This window comes from Streptosporangium sp. NPDC002721, from assembly GCF_042888905.1.
Lineage (GTDB): Bacteria > Actinomycetota > Actinomycetes > Streptosporangiales > Streptosporangiaceae > Streptosporangium.
This window is the reverse complement of sequence record NZ_JBIAQI010000023.1, coordinates 131,532-150,802: the sequence shown is the minus strand read 5'-3', so window position 1 is coordinate 150,802 and position 19,271 is coordinate 131,532. Positions and strand designations below refer to the sequence as shown.

Annotated in this window: 18 protein-coding genes; 6 read left to right on the top strand and 12 right to left on the bottom strand. The window is 72.3% G+C overall.

The features are described 5' to 3' along the window. Nucleotides 1–243: 243 nt before the first annotated feature. Nucleotides 244–1,077 (top strand): NAD(P)H-binding protein, encoded by an 834-nt coding sequence (locus ACFYWM_RS30780; protein WP_389920635.1) that lies wholly within the window; start codon nucleotides 244–246, stop codon nucleotides 1,075–1,077. Between the two features lie 120 nt (nucleotides 1,078–1,197). Here the strand turns inward: ACFYWM_RS30780 and pcaG are convergent, their stop codons facing one another. The 5 genes from pcaG to ACFYWM_RS30755 form a co-directional block, all read right to left on the bottom strand. Beyond that, a complete protein-coding gene (gene pcaG / locus ACFYWM_RS30775) occupies nucleotides 1,198–1,722 on the bottom strand; it encodes a protocatechuate 3,4-dioxygenase subunit alpha (protein ID WP_389920633.1) in 525 nt (174 codons plus the stop codon). Further along, nucleotides 1,719–2,480 (bottom strand): protocatechuate 3,4-dioxygenase subunit beta, encoded by a 762-nt coding sequence (gene pcaH, locus ACFYWM_RS30770; protein WP_389920630.1) that lies wholly within the window; start codon nucleotides 2,478–2,480, stop codon nucleotides 1,719–1,721. Before pcaH ends, pcaG begins: the two co-directional genes overlap by 4 nt. 203 nt (nucleotides 2,481–2,683) lie before the next feature. Beyond that, on the bottom strand, nucleotides 2,684–3,313 hold the full coding sequence (locus ACFYWM_RS30765) for a CoA transferase subunit B (RefSeq protein WP_389920628.1): 630 nt from the start codon (nucleotides 3,311–3,313) through the stop codon (nucleotides 2,684–2,686). A gap of 148 nt (nucleotides 3,314–3,461) precedes the next feature. Continuing rightward, nucleotides 3,462–4,241, bottom strand: coding sequence for a CoA transferase subunit A (locus ACFYWM_RS30760; RefSeq protein ID WP_389920627.1), 780 nt, complete (start codon nucleotides 4,239–4,241; stop codon nucleotides 3,462–3,464). 189 nt (nucleotides 4,242–4,430) lie between these two features. Next, the gene (locus ACFYWM_RS30755) at nucleotides 4,431–5,270 is read right to left on the bottom strand and encodes a class I SAM-dependent methyltransferase (protein ID WP_389920625.1); all 840 of its coding nucleotides are present in this window, start codon (nucleotides 5,268–5,270) and stop codon (nucleotides 4,431–4,433) included. 70 nt (nucleotides 5,271–5,340) lie between these two features. On the opposite strand from ACFYWM_RS30755, the gene ACFYWM_RS30750 reads away from it, so the two are divergent. The 3 genes from ACFYWM_RS30750 to ACFYWM_RS30740 all read left to right on the top strand — a co-directional run bounded on the left by ACFYWM_RS30750 (nucleotide 5,341) and on the right by ACFYWM_RS30740 (nucleotide 8,718). Then, the gene (locus ACFYWM_RS30750) at nucleotides 5,341–5,940 is read left to right on the top strand and encodes a TetR/AcrR family transcriptional regulator (protein ID WP_389920623.1); all 600 of its coding nucleotides are present in this window, start codon (nucleotides 5,341–5,343) and stop codon (nucleotides 5,938–5,940) included. Nucleotides 5,941–6,034: 94 nt separating this feature from the next. Then, nucleotides 6,035–7,189 (top strand): FAD-dependent monooxygenase, encoded by a 1,155-nt coding sequence (locus ACFYWM_RS30745; RefSeq protein ID WP_389920621.1) that lies wholly within the window; start codon nucleotides 6,035–6,037, stop codon nucleotides 7,187–7,189. Continuing rightward, the gene (locus tag ACFYWM_RS30740; protein ID WP_389920618.1) at nucleotides 7,189–8,718 is read left to right on the top strand and encodes a hypothetical protein; all 1,530 of its coding nucleotides are present in this window, start codon (nucleotides 7,189–7,191) and stop codon (nucleotides 8,716–8,718) included. Before ACFYWM_RS30745 ends, ACFYWM_RS30740 begins: the two co-directional genes overlap by 1 nt. A gap of 34 nt (nucleotides 8,719–8,752) precedes the next feature. Here the strand turns inward: ACFYWM_RS30740 and ACFYWM_RS30735 are convergent, their stop codons facing one another. After that, nucleotides 8,753–9,484 carry a hypothetical protein gene (locus ACFYWM_RS30735; protein ID WP_389920615.1) on the bottom strand — a complete coding sequence of 244 codons (732 nt, stop codon included), beginning with the start codon at nucleotides 9,482–9,484 and terminating at the stop codon, nucleotides 8,753–8,755. Between the two features lie 40 nt (nucleotides 9,485–9,524). Between ACFYWM_RS30735 and ACFYWM_RS30730 the strand changes: the two genes are divergently transcribed. After that, nucleotides 9,525–10,151, top strand: coding sequence for a TetR/AcrR family transcriptional regulator (locus tag ACFYWM_RS30730; protein ID WP_389920612.1), 627 nt, complete (start codon nucleotides 9,525–9,527; stop codon nucleotides 10,149–10,151). Between the two features lie 238 nt (nucleotides 10,152–10,389). On the opposite strand, the gene yjfF is transcribed toward ACFYWM_RS30730, so the two are convergent. The 5 genes from yjfF to ACFYWM_RS30705 form a co-directional block, all read right to left on the bottom strand. Further along, nucleotides 10,390–11,379, bottom strand: a complete 990-nt coding sequence (yjfF, locus tag ACFYWM_RS30725) for a galactofuranose ABC transporter, permease protein YjfF (protein WP_389920609.1) — start codon at nucleotides 11,377–11,379, stop codon at nucleotides 10,390–10,392. Continuing rightward, on the bottom strand, nucleotides 11,376–12,473 hold the full coding sequence (locus ACFYWM_RS30720) for an ABC transporter permease (RefSeq protein WP_389920607.1): 1,098 nt from the start codon (nucleotides 12,471–12,473) through the stop codon (nucleotides 11,376–11,378). The genes yjfF and ACFYWM_RS30720 overlap by 4 nt, the downstream gene beginning before the upstream one ends. After that, nucleotides 12,470–13,981: a sugar ABC transporter ATP-binding protein gene (locus ACFYWM_RS30715; RefSeq protein ID WP_389920604.1), complete on the bottom strand. Its 1,512-nt coding sequence runs from the start codon at nucleotides 13,979–13,981 to the stop codon at nucleotides 12,470–12,472. The genes ACFYWM_RS30720 and ACFYWM_RS30715 overlap by 4 nt, the downstream gene beginning before the upstream one ends. Before the next feature lie 31 nt (nucleotides 13,982–14,012). Continuing rightward, on the bottom strand, nucleotides 14,013–15,014 hold the full coding sequence (locus ACFYWM_RS30710; RefSeq protein ID WP_389920601.1) for an ABC transporter substrate-binding protein: 1,002 nt from the start codon (nucleotides 15,012–15,014) through the stop codon (nucleotides 14,013–14,015). Between the two features lie 466 nt (nucleotides 15,015–15,480). After that, nucleotides 15,481–16,059, bottom strand: coding sequence for a helix-turn-helix domain-containing protein (locus tag ACFYWM_RS30705; RefSeq protein WP_389920599.1), 579 nt, complete (start codon nucleotides 16,057–16,059; stop codon nucleotides 15,481–15,483). A 258-nt stretch (nucleotides 16,060–16,317) separates the two neighbouring features. Between ACFYWM_RS30705 and ACFYWM_RS30700 the strand changes: the two genes are divergently transcribed. Then, on the top strand, nucleotides 16,318–17,847 hold the full coding sequence (locus tag ACFYWM_RS30700) for a S1 family peptidase (RefSeq protein WP_389920596.1): 1,530 nt from the start codon (nucleotides 16,318–16,320) through the stop codon (nucleotides 17,845–17,847). Nucleotides 17,848–18,004: 157 nt separating this feature from the next. Here ACFYWM_RS30700 and ACFYWM_RS30695 read toward each other — a convergent pair whose 3' ends face one another. After that, nucleotides 18,005–19,174, bottom strand: a complete 1,170-nt coding sequence (locus tag ACFYWM_RS30695) for a low temperature requirement protein A (RefSeq protein ID WP_389920594.1) — start codon at nucleotides 19,172–19,174, stop codon at nucleotides 18,005–18,007. Nucleotides 19,175–19,271 lie beyond the last annotated feature (97 nt).

Below are 19,271 nucleotides of genomic sequence, written 5' to 3'. Positions count from 1 at the left end.
TTCGTTATAGCGCATGACGCCCCGCCTTTCCAGTCACCCGGCCGCCCGGCCGCTGTGACGTCACTCCGGGCCGACCGAGGACTCCCCTGCGCGCATCACGGCGATCACGTCGCTGAGCACGTCCGTCCGGACGACACCACGAAGACGTTCGCGTATGAAAGCGAGACAGTCACCCATGGGACGCCGCTCCTCCCCACCATACGGTTGGCGCACACGAGACGATCAGCCGTTGGGGGGCCCTTCATGGCGAGGCAGCGCGGGATTCTGGTGATCGGGGCGACCGGCACGACCGGCCGGCAGGTCGTGGCCCAGTCGCTGGAGGCGGGCGCCGAGGTGCGCGCGACGGCCCGCGACCCCGGGGCGGCCGGCCTTCCCGGCGGCGTCGAGGTCGTGCGCGGCGACCTGACTGACCCGGACAGCCTGCGCGCGCCCCTGGACGGGGTCGAGGCCGTGTTCCTCCTGTGGCCGTTCGCCACGGCCGAGGGGATGCCCGCGGTCCTGGACGCGATCGCCACCCGCGCCCGCCGCGTCGTCTACCTGTCCTCCGCGGCCGTACGCGACCACGAGCGGCGGATCGAGCGGATGATCGAGCGGTCCGGGCTGGAGTGGACGTTCCTGCGGCCGCACGCCTTCGCGGCCAACACCCTGCGCTGGGCCGGGCGGATCCGGGCAGAGGCCGTCGTGCGCGAGCCGTACGGCGCGGCCGCCATGCCCCCGCTGCACGAGCGGGACCTCGCGGCGGTCGCGGTGCGCGCGCTCCTCGGCGACGGCCACGAGGGTGCCACCTACGAGCTGACCGGGCCCGAGACGCTGACCCAGGCCGAGCAGGCGGGCGTCATCGGCGAGGTGATCGGCCGCCCGGTGCGCTGGGAGGAGACCTCGCCGGAGGCCGCGCGGCAGCGGATGCTCGCCGACGGCTGGCCGCCCGGGGCCGTGGACGGCGTCCTGCGGGCCCAGGCCGGGATGGTGGCCGAGCCGAGAGCGGCCACCGCCACGGTCGAGGCGGTCACCGGGGTCCCGGCCCGCACGTTCCGCACCTGGGTGACCGGCCACGCGGACCGCTTCCGTACCCCGTGAAGACGACCTCCGAGGCGGCCGGTGAGGCGGCCACCACCGGAGGCGGGCACTCCGTGAAAGCGGTCACCAAAGCGGGCGCCCTGTGAAAACCGCCCGCCGCCGCGAACCGGCACCCCCGGGTCAGCCGAAGTCGAAGAAGATCGTCTCCTTCTCGCCCTGCAGGTGGATGTCGAAGCGGTAGAGGTCCTCCCGTTCCCGCGCGGCCAGCAGCGTGTGCGCGCGCTCGGGCGGCAGCGAGTCGAGGAAGGCGTCGTGGGCGAGATAGACGCGGGTGTAGAGGTGGTGCAACAGGCCGCGGGCGAACACGCACACGCTGATGTAGCCGTTGCCGGGCACGAGCGTGCGCAGCGTCCAGCGGCCGTCGGCGTCGGTGGGCACCCGGCCGAAGCCGGTGAAGTCGACCCCGTTCCTGCCGACGACCGCGCCGTTCACCGGGTCGCGGCGCAGCGTGCCGGGCGCGCCGGTGAGGTCGCCGGACGGGGCGGCCTGCCAGAACTCCAGCAGCGCGTCCGGCACCGGGTCGCCCGCGCCGTCGTGGACGTACCCGTGCACGGTGATCCCGCCGGTCGCGATGTCACCGCCGCCGGGGAACGGGAGCGCGTAGCCGTAGAAGGGGCCGACGGTCTGCGAGGGGGTGGGGTTCACCGGCCCTCCTCCGTCCAGGTCGCGGCGGGGCCGTCGAGGACGATGTCCCACCGGTAGCCGAGCGACCACTCGGGGACCGACAGGTCGTGCTCGTAGGCGGCGACCATGCGCTGCCGGGCCCGCTCGTCGGTGACGGAGTTGAAGATCGGGTCGTAGGGGAACAGCGGGTCGTTCGGGAAGTACATCTGGGTGACCAGGCGCTGGGTGAAGGCGGTGCCGAAGACCGAGAAGTGGATGTGCGCGGGGCGCCAGGCGTTGGTGTGGTTGCGCCACGGGTAGGCGCCGGGCTTGATCGTGGTGAAGGCGTAGCCTCCGTCGTCGCCGGTGAGGCAGCGGCCGACGCCGGTGAAGTTGGGGTCGAGCGGGGCCGGGTGGTCGTCGCGCTGGTGCGGGTAGCGGCCCGAGGCGTTGGCCTGCCACACCTCCACGAGCTGGCCGCGCACCGGACGGCCGTTCCTGTCGAGGACGCGGCCGCGCACGGTGATGCGCTCGCCCAGCGGCTCGGCGAGGTGCTGCCTGGTCAGGTCGGCGTCGAGCGCGGTGACGTCGGTGACGCCGAAGACCGGCCCGGTCAGCTCGGCCGCCTCCGGGTCCTTGATCGAGATCAACGGCTGCCGGGGGTGACGGAGCACGGTGCTGCGGTAGGGGCCGTAGTCGCGGGACGGGTGGTGTCTCTCCCGGCCGTCGCCCGCGGTCCCGGTATCGCGGAGCGCCGCGATCTCCAGGTCGATGTCGGCCTGCGTGAGAGGGGTTGGCATGAACTCCTACCTTTCGGGAACGACGGCCGGGCCCTGACCGGCGCCGACACGCGGGAGGGCGAGACCGGGACCGGAGCCGACACGCGGGAGGGCGAGACCGGGACCGGAGCCGACACGCGGGAGGGCGAGACCGGGACCGGAGCCGAGGCCGACACGCGGGAGGAGGGGATCGGGACCGGGGCCGGGCGTCGCGGAGACGCTCCTCATGACCTCACCTCCGCGTCCGTACGGTCGCGCAGCTCCGCCGGGCTCACCCCGGGCGCGGTCTCCACCAGCGCCAGCCCCTCCCCCGTGACGTCGAGGACGCCGAGGTCGGTGATGATCCGGTGGACGCACCCCTTGCCCGTGAGGGGCAGCGAGCACTCCTCGACGATCTTCGGCGAGCCGTCCTTGGCGACGTGATCCATGATCACGATGACCCTGCGGGCACCGTGGACCAGGTCCATCGCGCCGCCCATGCCCTTGACGAGCCTGCCGGGGACCATCCAGTTGGCCAGGTCGCCACGGGCCGAGACCTGCATCGCGCCCAGCACCGCCACGTCGATGTGACCACCCCGGATCATGCCGAACGACAGCGAGGAGTCGAAGAACGACGCGCCGGGGAGCACGGTCACGGTCTCCTTGCCCGCGTTGATCAGGTCGGGGTCGACCGCGTCCGGCGCCGGGTAGGGGCCGACGCCGAGGATGCCGTTCTCCGAGTGCAGGACCACGTTCGTGCCCGCCGGGAGGAAGGACGGGATCCGGGTGGGCAGGCCGATGCCGAGGTTGACGTAGTCGCCGTCGCGCAGCTCTGCCGCCGCGCGCGCGACCATCTCGTCGCGGCTCCAGCTCATCGGGCGCTCTCCCCCGTCCGTTCGCGGCTCCAGCTCACGAGATGCTCTCCCCCGATCCGGTCGTGGCTCCAGCTCACGAGGCGCTCTCCCCCATCTCGTCGCGGCTCCAGCTCATCGGGCGCTCTCCTCGTCCGGTCGCGGCCGCAGCTCACGAGGCGGTCCCTCCTCGCTCCGCGGGCGCGGAGGTGGTGCGCCGTTCGACGGCCTTGTCGGCGGCCTGCTCCGGGGTGAGCGGCACGACGCGCTGGACGAACACGCCGGGCAGGTGGATCTCGTCGGGGTCGAGCTCGGTCAGCTCCTCGACCTCGGCGACGGTGACCCGCCCGGCCATCGCGGCCAGCGGGTTGAAGTTCCTGGCGGCCTTGCCGAACACGAGGTTGCCGTGCCGGTCGCCCTTCGCCGCCCGCACCAGCGCGAAGTCGGTGGTGATGCCGCGCTCCAGCACGTAGGTCCGGCCGTCGAACTCGCGTACCTCCTTGGGCGGCGAGGCGAGCACCACCGAGCCGTCCCGGCCGTGCCGCAGCGGCAGCCCGCCGTCGGCGACCGGCGTGCCGACCCCGGCGGGGGTGTAGAAGGCGGGGATGCCGCAGCCGCCCGCGCGCAGCCGCTCGGCCAGGCTGCCCTGCGGGGTGAGCTCGACCTCCAGCTCCCCGCCCAGGTACTGCCGGGCGAACTCCTTGTTGTCGCCGATGTAGGAGGCGGTCACCCGGCCGATCCGCCCGGCCTCCAGCAGGACGCCCAGGCCGCCGCCGTCCACGCCGCAGTTGTTCGACACCACGCCGATGTCGCGTACCCCGCTGTCGTACAGGGCCTGGATCAGCACGTTCGGGATGCCGCTCAGGCCGAACCCGCCCACCGCGAACGAGGCGCCGTCGCGCACATCGGCCAGGGCCTCCGCGGCCGTGGCGACCACCTTGTCTCCGCGCACGACACTCCGTTCAGCCGCGTGTTCACCATGTGTGTTCGCTATGCGAACTTTAGTTCACTCCCGCGCACTTGAGTATGTGTATCAGCCCCCGTCCTGTCAAAGCGCCCCCGGCGCGGCGCCGGTCCTCTCGAAGCGCCCCTGTCGTAGCACCCGCCTCGTCAAAGCACCTCCGTCGCGGCGCCGGTCCCGTCAAAGCGTCTCTCTCGCGACACCGGACCGCGCGGCGGTGACGACCACCGTGTTGTAGGGCATCACGAAGCCGCCCCCCAGCGCGTCGATCGCGGCCCCGGCGCCCTCCAGCACCTCCGCCAGCCGGTCCGGCGGGAGCCGGGTGAGGGCGCCGGAGGTGGGCAGCTGGTCCAGCCACTCGTCACGGGTGTAGGAGCACTCCCAGTCGAACCGCCACTGCTCCGGCTCGCCGAACCCGCCCGCCTCCCGGATCCCGTCGGCGGCCCTGTCGAAGAGCGCCTGGTATCCCTCCAGGGCGTTCCCCGCCCCCTGGAAGACGAACGGCGAGTCGGGCGCCACCCGCCGGTAGACCTCGGCGAAGGCCTCCGTCACCTCGGGCGGAAGCTGGAACACGTGCCAGAACACCGCCAGCCGGCCGCCGGGCCGCAGCACCCGCGCCGCCTTGGCGGCCCCCGCCGGCGGGTCCACCCAGTGCCAGGCGGTCCCGGCGACGACCGCGTCGAACATCCGGCCGGCGTCGTCCCACTCCTCGAACCTCGCCACCTCGACCTCGACGCCGGTGCGCCGCGCGAAATCGGCCATCCGCGCGTCGGGCTCGACGCCGAGCACCTCGCAGCCGGCCGCCCGGAACTGCCGGGCCTCTATGCCGGTGCCGCAGCCGACGTCGAGGAAGCCGGGCCCGGGACTGGCGGCGACGATCCGCTCCACCATGGCGTCGGGATAGCGGGGGCGGGCGCGGTCGTAGCGTTCGGCGTCCACGCCGAAGGACTCCGCCACCTGCCGGCGTCGATGAAGATCGTTTTCAGGGAGAGGCGCTCCGGCCGGCGGTATAGTGGGCATGCGCCCACCGTAGTGGGCACATGCCCACTCGTCAACGGGCGGGTCTCACGAGCGAAGGCGGGGATGCACGGTGCCGACGGGAGTGGCCATGCGCGACGCGCGCGAGCAGCTGTTCGACGCCGCCGAGCGCGTCCTGCTCAGGGACGGGCCGAACGCGCTGACCAGCCGGGCGGTCACCACGGAGGCCGACTGCGCCAAGGGGGTCCTGCACCGGCACTTCGCCGACTTCGACGCCTTCCTCGCCGAGCTCGTGCTGGACCGCGTCGCCCGGCTCGGCGGCCAGGCCACCGCCCTGCACGCGTCCGCCGGGACCGGCACCGTCGCCGGCAACCTCACCGGCGCGCTGACGGAGCTGTTCGAGACGGTCGCCGTGGCGATCGTCGGCCTCGTCATCTCCCGCGACGACCTGCGCGCCCGGCTCCGCCGGGCCGGATCGCCCGGCCTCCCGGTCCTCGCGGAGGCCGGGGCCATGCTCGCCTCCTACCTCACCGCCGAGTGCGAGATGGGCCGCATCGCGGCGGACGCCGACGTCGACACGCTCGCGTTCACGCTGGTCGGCGCCGGGCACCTGCTGTACGCGGGCACGGGAGGCGCCCCGCCCGAGACCGGAGCCCTCGACCGGATCGTGGCCACGGTCATCGCCGACGTCGTGCAGAGACGGCTGCTGTGAACCGCCCGCCCGCGCACGGGTCACGCCCCCCGGCCCGCCCGGCACCTCCTCCGCGCCATCCGGCCGGACCACGGTCGAGGGGAGGGGAACGGCCATGGTGACGGAACGTACCGCGGTGATCGTCGGCGGTGGGATCGGCGGGCTGGCGGCGGCGGTCGCCCTGCGCCGCCGGGGCTGGCGGGTCGAGGTCTGCGAGCGGGCCCCGGAGTTCACCGAGATCGGCGCCGGCCTCTCCCTGTGGCCCAACGCGCTGCGGGCCCTGGCCGCGCTGGGTCTGAGCGACCGTGTCAGGAAACTGGGCGCGGTCGAGGCGAGTGGCGGTGTGCGCGACCGAGCGGGCCGCTGGCTGGCGCGGACCGACAACGCGGAGATCGAACGGCGGTTCGGGGCGCCGCTGGTCGTCCTGCACCGCGCCGACCTGGTGAGGGCGCTCATCGAGGCGCTGCCGGAGGAAACGCTGCGGCCGGCGACCACGGTCACCGGGATACGCGACGACGGCGACGGCGGCGGCGCAGTGGTGGCCGAGCACGACGGCGGGAACCTCCGCGCCGACGTGGTGGTCGGCGCCGACGGCCTGCGCAGCACGGTGCGCTCCCTCCGGTGGCCCGCCGCGAGGCCGCCCCGGTACGCCGGGTACACCGCCTGGCGCACGATCACGGAGCCGCTGCCCGCCCCGCTCGCCCGTGGCGCCGCGAACTGGGGCCGGGGTGAGCGATTCGGATACACCTCGATGCCCGGCGGCCGGGTCTACTGCTTCGCCACCGCCACGGTGCCCGCCGGCGGCGCCGGCCCGGACGGCGAACGGGCCGAACTGCGCCGCCGGTTCGGGAAGTGGGCCGAACCCATCCCCACCCTGCTGGACGCGGTTCCCGAGGCCGGCGTACTGCGGCACGACATCTACGATCTGCCGCCGCTGCCCGGCTACGCCGACGGCCGGGTGGCCCTGCTCGGCGACGCGGCCCACGCGATGACGCCCAACCTGGGACAGGGCGCCTGCCAGGCGCTGGAGGACGCCGTCGTGCTGGCCTCCTGCCTCGACCGGGCGCCGGACGTCGCCTCGGCCCTGGCGGACTACGACCGGCGGCGCAGGTCCAGGACCCAGGCGGTGGTACGCCGATCGGCCCGCCTGGGAGCCGTCGGGCAGTGGTCGTGGCCGCCGGCCGCCGGGGCCCGCGATCTCGCCGCCAGGCTGACGCCGAACTCGGCGACGCTGCGCTCCATGGCACCGATACTCGGCTGGGAACCCTGATGCCCGACTGGACGTATCACCCGCTGCGCGGGCTCGCGGGCACCCTGCTCGGTACGCGACGATCGCAACGTGCCGCCCTGCGGGCGCTGGCGACCCTGACCTCGCTGCCCGGCGGGCGCCGGGTGATCGCGGGCGTGTTCGGTCACCGGGCGCCGCCGGCCGCGCTGTCCGGAACCGTCGCCGGTGTCGGCGTGACGACACGGCTGGGCGCCGTGGTGCCGCCGTCGACGGCACGCGACGCCGTCCGCGCGTTGCCGACCCAGGGGGCCGGCCTCGTCGTGGTGGAGCCGGTCGGCCGGGCCGACGTCGATCTGGTGCGTGCGGCGGCGGCCGGCCGCGGGTGTCCGGTGTTCGCGCGGACGGCCGATCCCGAGGTGGCGGCGGCGCTCGTCCCCCATGTCGACGCGGTGCTGACCGACGACGCGGACGTGGTCCGGATGACGACTCCCGCCGTCGCCGACGCGCTGGTGGCGTTGCGGGACGGCACCGGTGCCGTCCTGGCGACCCCGGCGGTCCTGGTGGAAGCGGGGCCCGGCTGGTTCCAGCGGGTGGCCGAGGCGGCCACGCCCACGTACCCGACGCCGGATCCGCGGGCGGTGGGTCGTGATCCCCGGCGGTGGCCCGCCTGGTGGTGGGGGATGTGGGTGGGGATCGGGATGATCTGCGCGGGCCTGGGCGCGACCGCCATCACCCTCGGCCCGGTCCTGCTCTGGTACGACCGGGACTTCCTCGGCCTGGACCTCCGGCGGTTGCACGGCGCCGGCCACAACATGGTGGCCTTCCTGCGGCACGACAGGATCACCATGGCCGGCACGATGGTGGCGGCCGGAGCCCTCTACACCGGGCTGGCCCTCGGCGGGATCCGGCGCGGGTGGCCGTGGGCGCGCAACGCCCTCCTGGTCTCGGGGGTCGTCGCGTTCTCCACCCTGTTCTACTTCCTGGGCTTCGGGTTCGTGGAGCCGCTGCACACCGCGGTCACGGTCGTGCTCGTCCCGATGTTCGTCCTCGCCGTCCGCCGGGCCCCCGCCCGCCCGCGGTGGACCTCGGTGGCGGAGGGGCCGGAGGCCGAGCGGCTGAGGGCGCTGCTGGGCCAGCTTCTGATGATCGTCACGGGGGTGGGGCTGTTCGCCGGCGGGGCGGTCGTGTCCTTCGTGGGGCTCACTCACGTGTTCGTCCCCAGCGACCTGGTCTTCCTGGACACCACTCCCGGCGACCTGCACGCCGTCAGCCCCCGGCTGCTGCCGTTCGTCGCGCACGACCGGGCGGGGTTCGGCGGTACGTTGATGGCCGTCGCCGTCGCCGTCGCGCTGCTGAGCGCCTGGGGATGGCGCCGCGGCGAGGCGTGGGTCTGGTGGTCACTGGCGTCGGCCGCGGCGGCGGGGTTCGTACCCCCCGTGCTGGTGCACTGGACGGTCGGCTACACCGACTTCTGGCACCTCGCGCCTGTTTACCTCGGGGCCTGCCTGACCACGGTCGCCCTGGTCCTGGCCCACCCCTACCTGTGCGCGCGCCGGCCCGGCGGCACGTGAGGCGACGAGCCGCACGGCGGAAGGAGCCGAGGCGTCACGGTTCGCCGTGACGTCGCGAGGCCGGGTTCAGGCGGATCAGGGTGACGCCGTACGCGACGATCCAGACGACCCACATCAGCCAGCCGGCGAGGCCCAGGAGACCGAGCGGGCCGGCGTGGTCGACGACCAGCGGGGTGAGGGTGGCCGAGCCGAACAGCAGCGCGGCCGACGCCAGCCCCAGGGTGCCGTGCCAGGGCCGGACGAGACCGGCACGCAGGCCGGCGACGGACAGGCCGAGCAGCGCGAGGGCCAGGAAGGTGCCGTTGAGGGTGAACAGCGCGTCGTGCAGGGCCCACAGCCCTCCCGTCACGCCCCCTGGCGCGCTCCCGGCCGTGGCGCCGTCGCCCCCGGCCGTCGACGTGAGCGCGAGGCGGATCGCGATGACCGCGGCGAAGGTGACGTTCTGCAGCGCCAGTCCGGTGAACCCGAGCAGCGACCACGCCTCTCCCCGGTCGCGTTCCGAGCACCGCAGCGCGGAGACCGCGCCCGCGCCGAACAGCGTGGCCAGCAGCCAGGCGGCGGGGGTGAGCGCGGACGCGACGGCGACGACCTCGCCCTCGGTGCCGAAGAACGCGCCGACCTCGCCGACCTCGGCACCGGTGAGCGGCAGCCCGGCGGGCACCATGATCGCGTTGGCGAGGACGATCGTGGCGGCGAAACCGAGCGCGGCGATGCCGGTGATCCGCGAGAAGCCCGGGGAGGCCCCTCCAGATGATTGACGTAACATATATTCATTATAAGCACCGTAAAGCCATTGGGGGAGATCGGTGAGCGCAGAGCCGGACCGGCGCCGCTACGACTCGTTGCGCCGGGCGACGCAGGCGCGGGAGACCCGGATGGAGATCGCCCGCGCCGCCCGCGAGCTGTTCCTCTCCCAGGGGTGGGCGGCGACGACCGTGCGGGAGGTCGCCCGCGCGGCGGGGGTCTCCGTGCCGACGGTCTACGCGGCGTACGGGAACAAGACGGGGCTCACCCGGGCCCTGGCGGACGCCGCGGACCTGTCGGCCGACGTGCCGCGGATGCTGGAGGAGCTGGAGTCCTCGGCAGGCGACCCCGGGCGGCAGCTCGCGGCGATGGCCGCCTACGACCGGCGGCTGTTCGAGCGCGCCGGCGACATCATCACGCTGGTGCGCGAGGCGGGCAGGACCGAGCCCGAGCTGGCGGTGGCCTACCGCGACGGCCGTGGGCAGGGCGACAGGACCCGCGAGCTGGTGTTCTCGTCCTGGCCGGACGGCGTCCTGCGAGGCGGCCTGGACGTGCGCTCCGCCGTCGACGTCTACGCGGCCCTGTGCAACATCGACGTCTACACCACGCTCACCGCCGAACGCGGCTGGTCATCCGAGCGCGTCGAGCACTGGTGGGGCGAGGCGCTGGCCCGCCAGCTCCTGAATTGACGCCCCCTGCCCGACGCCCCCCTCCCCCGGCCCGCCGTCACGACCGTCCACCGGACCGACGCACCACCCCGGCCCGTCGCCACGACCACTCACCGGACCGACACCTCTCCCCCGGCCCGTCGTCATGCTCATCCACCGGACCGACACCTTTTCCTCCGGCCCGCCGTCGCGACCCCGTCCGCCGAAAGGGACCGGACGCCGGGCGTCCGGTCCCCGCTTCAGGTCCGTCGGTCCCGGCTCATCTCCGCCGGACGCCGATGAGCCGCTGCAGCAGGATGAAGGCGAACAGCAGCAGGCCGATGAAGATCTTGGTCCACCAGGAGCTGAGGGTCCCCTCGAAACTGATGATCGTCTGGGTCAGGCCGAGCACGAGGATGCCCAGCACGGTGCCGAAGAGATAGCCCGAGCCGCCGGTGAGCAGCGTGCCGCCGATGACGACGGCCGCGATGGCGTCCAGCTCCATGCCGACGGCGTGCAGGCCGTACCCCGACAGCATGTAGAAGGACAGCAGGATCCCGCCGAGCGCGGAGCACAGCCCGCTGATCGTGTAGACGGCGATCTTCGTCCGTCCCACCGGGAGGCCCATCAGCAGCGCGGACTGCTCGCTGCCGCCGACGGCGTAGACCGTGCGGCCCAGCCGCGTGTAGTGCAGCACGTACGCCGCCACCAGCACCACGACCGCGGCGATCACCACGCTGGGCGAGATCCACAGCTCGGGGCCCAGGTCGATCCTGGTCTGCGCGAAGGCGGTGAAGATGCCGTCGGTGATCGGGATCGAGTCGGTGCCGATCGTGTAGCACAGCCCCCGGGCCAGGAACATCCCGGCGAGCGTCGCGATGAAGGGCTGGACCTCGAAGTAGTGGATGATCGCCCCCATCCCGAACCCCAGCGTCGCGCCGATGGCCAGCACCAGCACGATCACCACCGGTGCCGGCCAGCCCTGGTTCGTGACGAGGCTGGCCGTGACCATCGTGGACAGCGCCACCACCGCGCCCACCGACAGGTCGATGCCGCCGGCGAGGATCACGAACGTCATGCCGACGCCGACCACGAGCAGGAACGCGTTGTCGACGAAGACGTTGAGGATCACCTGGCCGCTGGCGAACCCCTCGTACCGGATGCCGCCGGCCACGAACATCGCGATGAGCAGGCCCGCGGTCACCGCGACCGGGACGTACCTGCGGGGGACCGCGAGCCGCCCGGCCGGGCCGGTCGTGATGGTCGTCATCCGTTCCTCACCGTCTCTTCCCGTGCCTGCTCGCCGTCGGCCGTGCCCGTTTCCGTGAGGGGACGGCCCCTCGGAGCGGGCGGCGGCGGAGCGGGATCGTCCCACTCCCACTGGAAGATCCTCCGCCGGAAGGCCGGTGACTGCAGCAGGCACACGATCGTCACCACGAGCGCCTTGAACAGCAGCGTCGTCTCCGGCGGCACGCCGATGGAGTAGATCGTGGTGGTCAGGGTCTGGATGATCAGCGCTCCCAGCACGGTGCCGCCGAGGGAGAAGCGGCCGCCCGACAGCGAGGTGCCGCCGATGACGACGGCCAGGATGGCGTCCAGCTCGATCCACAGGCCGGCGTTGTTGCCGTCCGCGCTGGACACGTTGGAGCTGATCATCAGCCCCGCGATGCCCGCGCACAGCCCGCAGAAGGTGTAGGCCACGATGAGCACGCCCCGGGAGCGGATCCCCGACAGCCTGCTGGCCTCGGCGTTGCCGCCGACCGCCTCGATGAACATGCCCAGCGCCAGCCTCCGGGTGAGGAAGGCGGTCAGCGCCGTCAGCGCGATCACGATGAGGATGCCGAACGGCAGCGTGAGCCAGTAGCCGCCGCCGACCAGCTTGTACGGGGCGCTGTTGATCGTGATGATCTGCCCGTCGGTGATCAGCTGGGCCAGGCCCCGTCCCGCGACCATGAGGATCAGCGTCGCGATGATCGGCTGGATGCCGACGGCGGCCACCAGGAACCCGTTCCAGGCCCCGAGCGCGAGCGCCACCACCAGCGTGACGCCGATCGCCGCGAGCACGCCGCTCACGGAGTTCTGGTCGGCCAGGCCGCTGATCTGCATGCAGGCCAGCGCCCCGCCGATCGCCACCACCGAGCCGACCGACAGGTCGATGCCGCCGGTGGCGATGACCAGCGTCATGCCCAGCGCGACCAGGATGAGCGGCGCCCCGAAGCGGAGGATGTCGATGAGGCTGCCGTAGAGGTGCCCGTCCCGCATCTGCACGTGCAGGAAGTTGTCGGTGAACGCCACGTTGAGCGCGAGCAGCGCGACCAGGATCACCACGGGCCACAGCAGCCGGTGTTTGAGGAACGCTGTCATGACGCGGCTCCACTCGCGATCTTCTGCATCAGGACGTCGCTGGTGAGCGCGTCGTCGTTGTCGAGCTGGGCGACCAGCGTGCGGTCGCGCAGCACCCCGACCCGGTGGCTGAGCCGCAGGACCTCCTCCAGCTCGGCGGAGATGAACAGCACGGCCATGCCGCCGTCGGACAGCTCGGCGACCAGGCGCTGGATCTCCGCCTTGGCGCCGACGTCGATCCCCCGGGTGGGCTCGTCGAGGATGAGCAGCCGGGGTTCCATGATCAGCCAGCGGGCCAGCAGCACCTTCTGCTGGTTGCCGCCGCTGAGCGTGCGGACCGGTTGCTCGGGATCGCCCGGCCGGATGTTCAGGGTGGCGATGTACTTGGCGACCAGCTCGTCCTGCTTGCGCCGGGACAGCGGCCTGCTCCAGCCGCGCGCGGCCTGCAGCGCGAGGACGATGTTCTCGCGCACCGTGAGCTCGTCGACGAGTCCCTCCGCCCGCCGGTTCTCCGAGCAGAAGGCGATCCTCCGGTTCATCGCCGCCCGCGGCGTGCGCAGCGCGACCCGCTTCCCGCCGACACTCAGCGAGCCGCCGTCGGCGTGGTCGGCGCCGAACAGCAGCCGGGCCAGCTCGGTACGGCCGGAGCCGAGCAGTCCGGCCAGCCCGACGACCTCGCCCTGCCTGATGGTCAGGGTGAAGGGGTGGACGGCGCCCGCCCGCCCGAGGTCGCGGGCCTCGACCAGCGGCTCCGCGACCCGGGCGGGCGGTTTCTCGTCGAGCTTCTCCAGGTCGGCCAGCTCCCGCCCGATCATCTTGGCGACCAGGTCGACCTGGGAGAGCTCGCGGGTGAGGTACTCCCCCACGAGCCTCCCGTCGCGCAGGACCGTCACCCGGTCCGACACCTCGTAGATCTGGTCGAGGAAGTGCGAGACGAACAGGATCGCGATGCCCCGCTCCTTCAGCCGGCGCATCACCCGGAACAGCTGGGCCACCTCACCGGCGTCGAGGCTGGAGGTCGGCTCGTCGAGGATCAGCACCTTGGCCTCGATGTCGACCGCCCTGGCGATCGCGACCATCTGCTGGACCGCAAGCGAGCACGACGCCAGCGGCGCCGACACGTCGACACGCAGGTCCAGGTCGCCCATCAGCTCCTGGGCCCGCCGGCGCATCTCCTTCCACCGGATGCGGCCGAACCGGCGCGGTTCGCGGCCCACGAAGATGTTCTCCGCCACCGAGAGGTTCGGGCAGAGGTTGACCTCCTGGTAGACCGTGCTGATACCGGCCTGCTGGGCGGCGGACGGCCCGGAGAAGGCGACCGGCTTCCCGGCCAGCTCGATCTCGCCCTCGTCGACGCCGTACACGCCGGTGAGGACCTTGATCAGTGTCGACTTCCCCGCGCCGTTCTCTCCCATCAGCGCGTGCACCTCGCCCGGCAGCAGCCGGAAGCCGACGTCGTCCAGGGCCTTGACGCCGGGGAATCGTTTGCCGATCCCGCTCATCCGTACGATCGGTGCCGGTGCGTCCATGCCGCGCTCCTCTCTTTCCGGGGTGGGCGGCTCAGTACTGGCGGGTGGGCAGGGCTTCCTTGGCCTGCTCCTGGGTGAAGGTGGTCTCCTCGGTCACCACGCGGGCGGGCACCTGCTCGCCGGCGACGACCTTCTTGGCCAGGTCCATCAGCTGGGGGCCGAGCAGCGGGCTGCACTCGACGATGTAGTTGATCTTCCCGTCGGCCAGGGCCTGCATCCCGTCCTTCACCGCGTCGACCGTGATGATCTTGATGTCCTTGCCCGGCACCTTGCCCGCGCCCTCGATCGCCTCGATCGCGCCCAGACCCATGTCGTCGTTGTGGGCGTACAGCACGTCGATGTCGGGGGTGGACTTCAAGAACGCCTCCATCACCTCCTTGCCCTTGGCCCGGGTGAAGTCACCGGTCTGCGAAGCGGCGATCTTGAACTTCGGATCCGCCCCGATCACCTCGGCGAAGCCCGCCTTGCGGTCGTTGGCCGGCGCCGAACCCGTGGTGCCCTGCAGCTCCACGATGTTCACCGGGTCCTTGGAGTCCTTGTACTCCTCCACCAGCCACTGGCCGGCCTTCTTGCCCTCCTCGATGAAGTCCGAGCCGAGGAAGGTCTTGTACAGCGTGGTGTCGGCCGAGTCGACCGCCCGGTCGGTGAGGATCACCGGGATCTTGGCGTTCTGCGCCTCCTTCAGCACGGTGTCCCAGCCCGACTCCACCACCGGCGAGAACGCGATGACGTCGACCTTCTGCTGCACGAACGAGCGGATCGCCTTGATCTGGTTCTCCTGCTTCTGCTGGGCGTCGGAGAACTTCAGCTCGATGCCCGCCGACGCCGCCGACTCCTGCACCGACTTGGTGTTGGCGGTACGCCACCCGCTCTCGGCGCCCACCTGGGAGAAGCCCATGGTGATCTTGCCGTCGTCGGCGACCTTGCCGCTGTCGGTGCCTCCGCCGCCGGCCGGGGCGGTCGAGCTGCCACAACCCGTCATCGTCGCGGCGATGGCACCCGCTAGAACGAATACTGCGATTTTTCGGAACATGGGGGGTGTCCTTTTATGTGAGCGTTAACATTTCGGGCGGACGACCACGAATGACGCCGGTCATCCGAATTGACGGCTACCTCGGCTGGGTGCCGCTCACCCGCGGGGCGATCGAGGACGCGCGTGAGATGGCCACGCGACGCGCCCGCCGCGCGAACCCGCCGCGGCGGTGCGCCGGCACCGGGCGGCTTCGCGGCCCCGCGGCTTCCCGGCGCCTGTCCTGCACGCGCCCGGAGGCTTGTCGAGCATCCAGGAGACCGTCCGGAACGACACACTCGCCGCCCCGGACGCCTTGGCAGCCACCGGGGGGTGGAGCCCCACACTTGTCTGCACGGCCGCTCCTCATCTTGCGTTGGACAAGACTGTGAACGCTAACAACCATGCCGTCAAGCGATCTCCTTATTACGGTCTAATCACGCCGGAAACCTTGGCTGGTGAGACCGAAAAACGCGTGGCGAGGTTTCCGTCAGTTTTCGGTCCGGGGCTGGGCGCGGACGTGCATGCGCTCCCCCTGGGGCCCGAAGAGGCTGAGAATCTCCACCGCCCCCGACCCGGCGCTGCCGAACCAGTGCGGCAGCCGGGTGTCGAACTCGGCGACCTGTCCGGCGCTCAGGACGAGGTCGTGGTCGGCCAGCACGAGCCTCAACCGGCCCGACAGCACGTAAAGCCACTCGTAGCCCTCGTGGACCCGCGGATCGGGCTCGGTCTGGTCGGCGGGGACGAGGATCTTCCAGGCGGCGATGCCCCCCGGCTGGCGGGTGAGGGGGACCACGATCCGGCCGTGCGCGCGGTGAGGCGTGAGACGGATCCGGGGATCACCCACCTCGGGTGTGCCGACCAGCTCGTCCAGCGGCACCTGGTAGGCCTGGGCGATGGGGAACAGCAGCTCCAGACTCGGCTTGCGCTGCCCGGACTCCAGGCGTGACAGCGTGCTCTTGGAGATGCCCGTCGCCTCGGACAGGGCGGCGAGGGTGATCTCACGCTGGGTCCTGAGCCGCCTGAGGCGCGGACCGACCTCGGACAGAGCCTGAGCGATCTTGTCCATGCGGCCAATTGTCGCAGGCACGGCTCGTCGCGGGCACGGCGGCGGCGTCCGGTCGCGTGGGACGACAAAGAACAAATCCGGATGAAACAGAACGACGCGGGAGGCGGGAAATCGGCGCCCGCGTGGCGTACGGCCAATGCGCCTGTGACCGGTGTCGGCTGATTTAAGGTGGCAGTGCCCTGTTGCAAGATCCACTGTTCATACAGGGTGATCTCCCCCCTCACGCTGTCAAAAGCCGAGGTCGAGGAGAAAAGACCTATGTTGCGCAGACGTACCACTATCGCTGGATGTGTCCTGGCGATCGCCGCGCTCGCTCTCGCCGCCGTCCCGGCCGGCGCCGACCGTCAGGACGTCGCCCCCGCCGGAGCGGCCGTACCGGTCGTGCAGCAGGCCGCGGCCCTCAACCCGCCGCCGGGCATGCTCCGAGCCATCGCACGCGACCTGAACCTGTCCATTTCGGATGCCAGGGCCCGCCTGATCAGCGAGGCCCGTCTCTCGCCGGTCGCGATGCAGCTCACCGCGCAGCTCGGGCCCCGCTTCGGCGGCGCCTGGTTCCGCCCGCAGAACGCGCGCGTCCTGATGGTGGCCACCACGTCCGCCGCCGACATCCCCATGATCGTGGCCGCGGGCGCCCAGGCCGAGGTCGTCGAGAAGTCGTTCGCGGAGCTCACGGCGATCAAGGCGAAGCTCGACATCACGTTGCCGCAGGTGCCGGGAGTGTCGAACGTGCGCTACGTCGACGCCAAACGCAACAAGGTGGTCGTCCTGACATTGGAGCCCATCCGGGCGGAGCTCCGCGTCCTGAGCACCGACGTGGACCACTCCTCGGTGCTCGTGATGCCCTCCGCCGAGGCCCCTCTGCCCCTGTACGACCTGGTGGGCGGCACCCCCTACTACATCGGCACCTCCAGCCGCTGCTCGGTCGGCTTCTCCGTGCGCAAGGGCACCCAGGAGGGTTTCGCCAGCGCGGGCCACTGCGGCAGGACGGGAAGCGCCACGACCGGCTTCAACCGCGTCGCCCAGGGCGTCTTCCAGGGATCGTCCTTCCCGGGCAACGACTACTCCTGGGTCGCCACCAACGCCAACTGGAGGGTCACCCCGACGGTGGACAACGGCCGGGGCAGCACCGTGCCCGTCGCCGGCGCCACACCCGCCATCGAGGGCGCCTCGGTCTGCCGGTCCGGCTCCACCACCGACTGGCACTGCGGCCTCATCCAGCAGCGTGAAGCGAGCATCACCTACCCCCAGGGCACCGTCACGCAACTGGTCCGCACCAGCGTCTGCGCCGAGCCCGGCGACTCCGGCGGCTCGTTCATCTCCCTCGACCAGGCCCAGGGCGTCACCTCCGGCGGCTCGGGCGACTGCAGCCAGGGCGGCACCACCTACTTCCAGCCGATCGGCGAGATCCTCAGCGCCTACGGCCTGACCCTGGTGACCACCGGGGGCGGCACCACTCCGCCGCCGGGCACGAACCCCTGCACCGGATTCCCCAACAACTACAGCGGCACCCTGGCCGCCGGCCAGTCGTCCTACCAGCCGGGGAACGCCTACTACCTCACCTACAACCCGGGGGTCCACTCCGGCTGCGTGAACGGTCCCGCCGGCTCCGACTTCGATCTGTACCTGCAGAAATGGGACAACAGGAGTGCCTGGGTGACCGTCGCCACGTCCGACGGCCCCGGCCCGAGCGCGACGATCTCCTACACCGGAACGGCCGGCTACTACCGCTACCGGGTGACCGCCACGGGCGGCTCCGGCCCCTACACCCTGGGCATCAGGGTTCCCTGACCGGCACGCGCCTCGCCTTCTCCCGCCTCTCCCGCGCGCTCGCGGGAAGGCCCGGGGGCGGGCGGGGCATCCACCCGGCACGGCGGTGACCGTGCCGGTGACCCCGTACCACCTCGCCTTCTGTGTCACCGGTGGGGTGGTACGGGGCACGACCGGGTCACACCGCCCCGCGGCCGGGCCCGGGGGCGATGGTGACGGCGATCAGCAGGACGCAGACGGCCGCGATCGCCGCGACCACGGCGGCCACCCCGGTCCACGGGACCGCGAGCGGCAGCAGCAGGACGGCGGCGACGCAGCCCGGGAGCGCGGCGGGACGGACGACGGGCTCCGCCAGGATGGCGGCGTGGACCAGCCGGAGCAGGGCGAGGAACACCCCGACCGGGATCGCGACGGCGTAGCAGACCGCCAGGGGGGACGCCCCGAGGGCGTGCCCGGCCCGCTCGACCGCGACCTCCAGCCCGGCGCCGAGGGCCGCCAGGGCCGCGAAGATGCCGTAGTGGCCGTACCCCCACAGGTAGGAACGATGGCGGCGGTCAGTCAGGCCCTCGCCGGTGGGCGCGAGGAAGTAGAGCCACCACAGGGCGAACAGCAGGACGAGACCGGACACGGCGATGACGACGAGGGAGACGCCGACCTCGGCCGCCTCGATCGCCCCCTGGACCCCCGTGGTCGCGGCGAGGACGCTCTCACCGAGCAGGATGATCGTGAACAGACCGTAGCGCTCGGCGATGTGGTGCGGATGCCAGCTGGTGGCCCCGGCCCGCTCCGCCCACCGGGGCACCGCGAGCTCCAGGACGACCAGGGCCGCGAAGAACGGCAGCTGGGCGGACGACGGCAGGACCCCCGCCTGCGACAGGAGGAGGCGGAGCACCCAGCCCACCTGCACGAGGGTGATGCCCGCGGCGTAGCGCAGCGCGGTACGCCGGCCCGGCGCGTCCTCGGCACCGGCCCGCAGCCACTGGGCGACGAGCCCGAGCCGCATGACGAGGTAACCGAGCGTGACGGCCCGGTAGTCGGAGCCGTCGGCCGCGGCCGGGACGCCCGCGGCGAGGACCAGCACCCCGGCCATCTGCACCATGGTCAGCAGCCGGTAGGCGACGTCGTCGGTGTCGTAGGAGGAGGCGAACCAGGTGAAGTTCATCCACGCCCACCAGATCGCGAAGAAGACCTGGAGGAAGGGGACGAGCGCTGCCGGGCCGTGACCGTCGGCGACGCCGTGCGCGAGCCGGGCGGTGACGGCCGCGATCGCGACCACGAAGGTCAGGTCGAACAGCAGCTCCAGCGGGCTGGAGACGCGGTGCGGCTCGTCGGTCGGGCGCGCCCTCATCCGGACCCGGATCCGGATCCGGGTCCGGGTCCCGCTGCTCGTCGGTGGCAAGGTCTCGCTCCTGTCGCTCCGTGACTCCCTCCCGGCGAAGGAGCCC

Excerpts from the sequence above, each read along its gene's own strand:
- ACFYWM_RS30700 (WP_389920596.1), top strand. The coding sequence starts at position 16,318 with ATGTTGCGCAGACGTACCACTATCGCTGGATGTGTCCTGGCGATCGCC.
- ACFYWM_RS30745 (WP_389920621.1), top strand. The coding sequence starts at position 6,035 with ATGGTGACGGAACGTACCGCGGTGATCGTCGGCGGTGGGATCGGCGGG.
- ACFYWM_RS30755 (WP_389920625.1), bottom strand. The coding sequence starts at position 5,270 with ATGCCCACTATACCGCCGGCCGGAGCGCCTCTCCCTGAAAACGATCTT.
- ACFYWM_RS30710 (WP_389920601.1), bottom strand. The coding sequence starts at position 15,014 with ATGTTCCGAAAAATCGCAGTATTCGTTCTAGCGGGTGCCATCGCCGCG.
- ACFYWM_RS30695 (WP_389920594.1), bottom strand. The coding sequence starts at position 19,174 with ATGAGGGCGCGCCCGACCGACGAGCCGCACCGCGTCTCCAGCCCGCTG.
- ACFYWM_RS30780 (WP_389920635.1), top strand. The coding sequence starts at position 244 with ATGGCGAGGCAGCGCGGGATTCTGGTGATCGGGGCGACCGGCACGACC.
- pcaH (WP_389920630.1), bottom strand. The coding sequence starts at position 2,480 with ATGCCAACCCCTCTCACGCAGGCCGACATCGACCTGGAGATCGCGGCG.
- ACFYWM_RS30715 (WP_389920604.1), bottom strand. The coding sequence starts at position 13,981 with ATGGACGCACCGGCACCGATCGTACGGATGAGCGGGATCGGCAAACGA.
- ACFYWM_RS30740 (WP_389920618.1), top strand. The coding sequence starts at position 7,189 with ATGCCCGACTGGACGTATCACCCGCTGCGCGGGCTCGCGGGCACCCTG.
- ACFYWM_RS30735 (WP_389920615.1), bottom strand. The coding sequence starts at position 9,484 with ATGTTACGTCAATCATCTGGAGGGGCCTCCCCGGGCTTCTCGCGGATC.
- yjfF (WP_389920609.1), bottom strand. The coding sequence starts at position 11,379 with ATGACGACCATCACGACCGGCCCGGCCGGGCGGCTCGCGGTCCCCCGC.
- ACFYWM_RS30720 (WP_389920607.1), bottom strand. The coding sequence starts at position 12,473 with ATGACAGCGTTCCTCAAACACCGGCTGCTGTGGCCCGTGGTGATCCTG.
- ACFYWM_RS30705 (WP_389920599.1), bottom strand. The coding sequence starts at position 16,059 with ATGGACAAGATCGCTCAGGCTCTGTCCGAGGTCGGTCCGCGCCTCAGG.
- ACFYWM_RS30765 (WP_389920628.1), bottom strand. The coding sequence starts at position 3,313 with ATGAGCTGGAGCCGCGACGAGATGGTCGCGCGCGCGGCGGCAGAGCTG.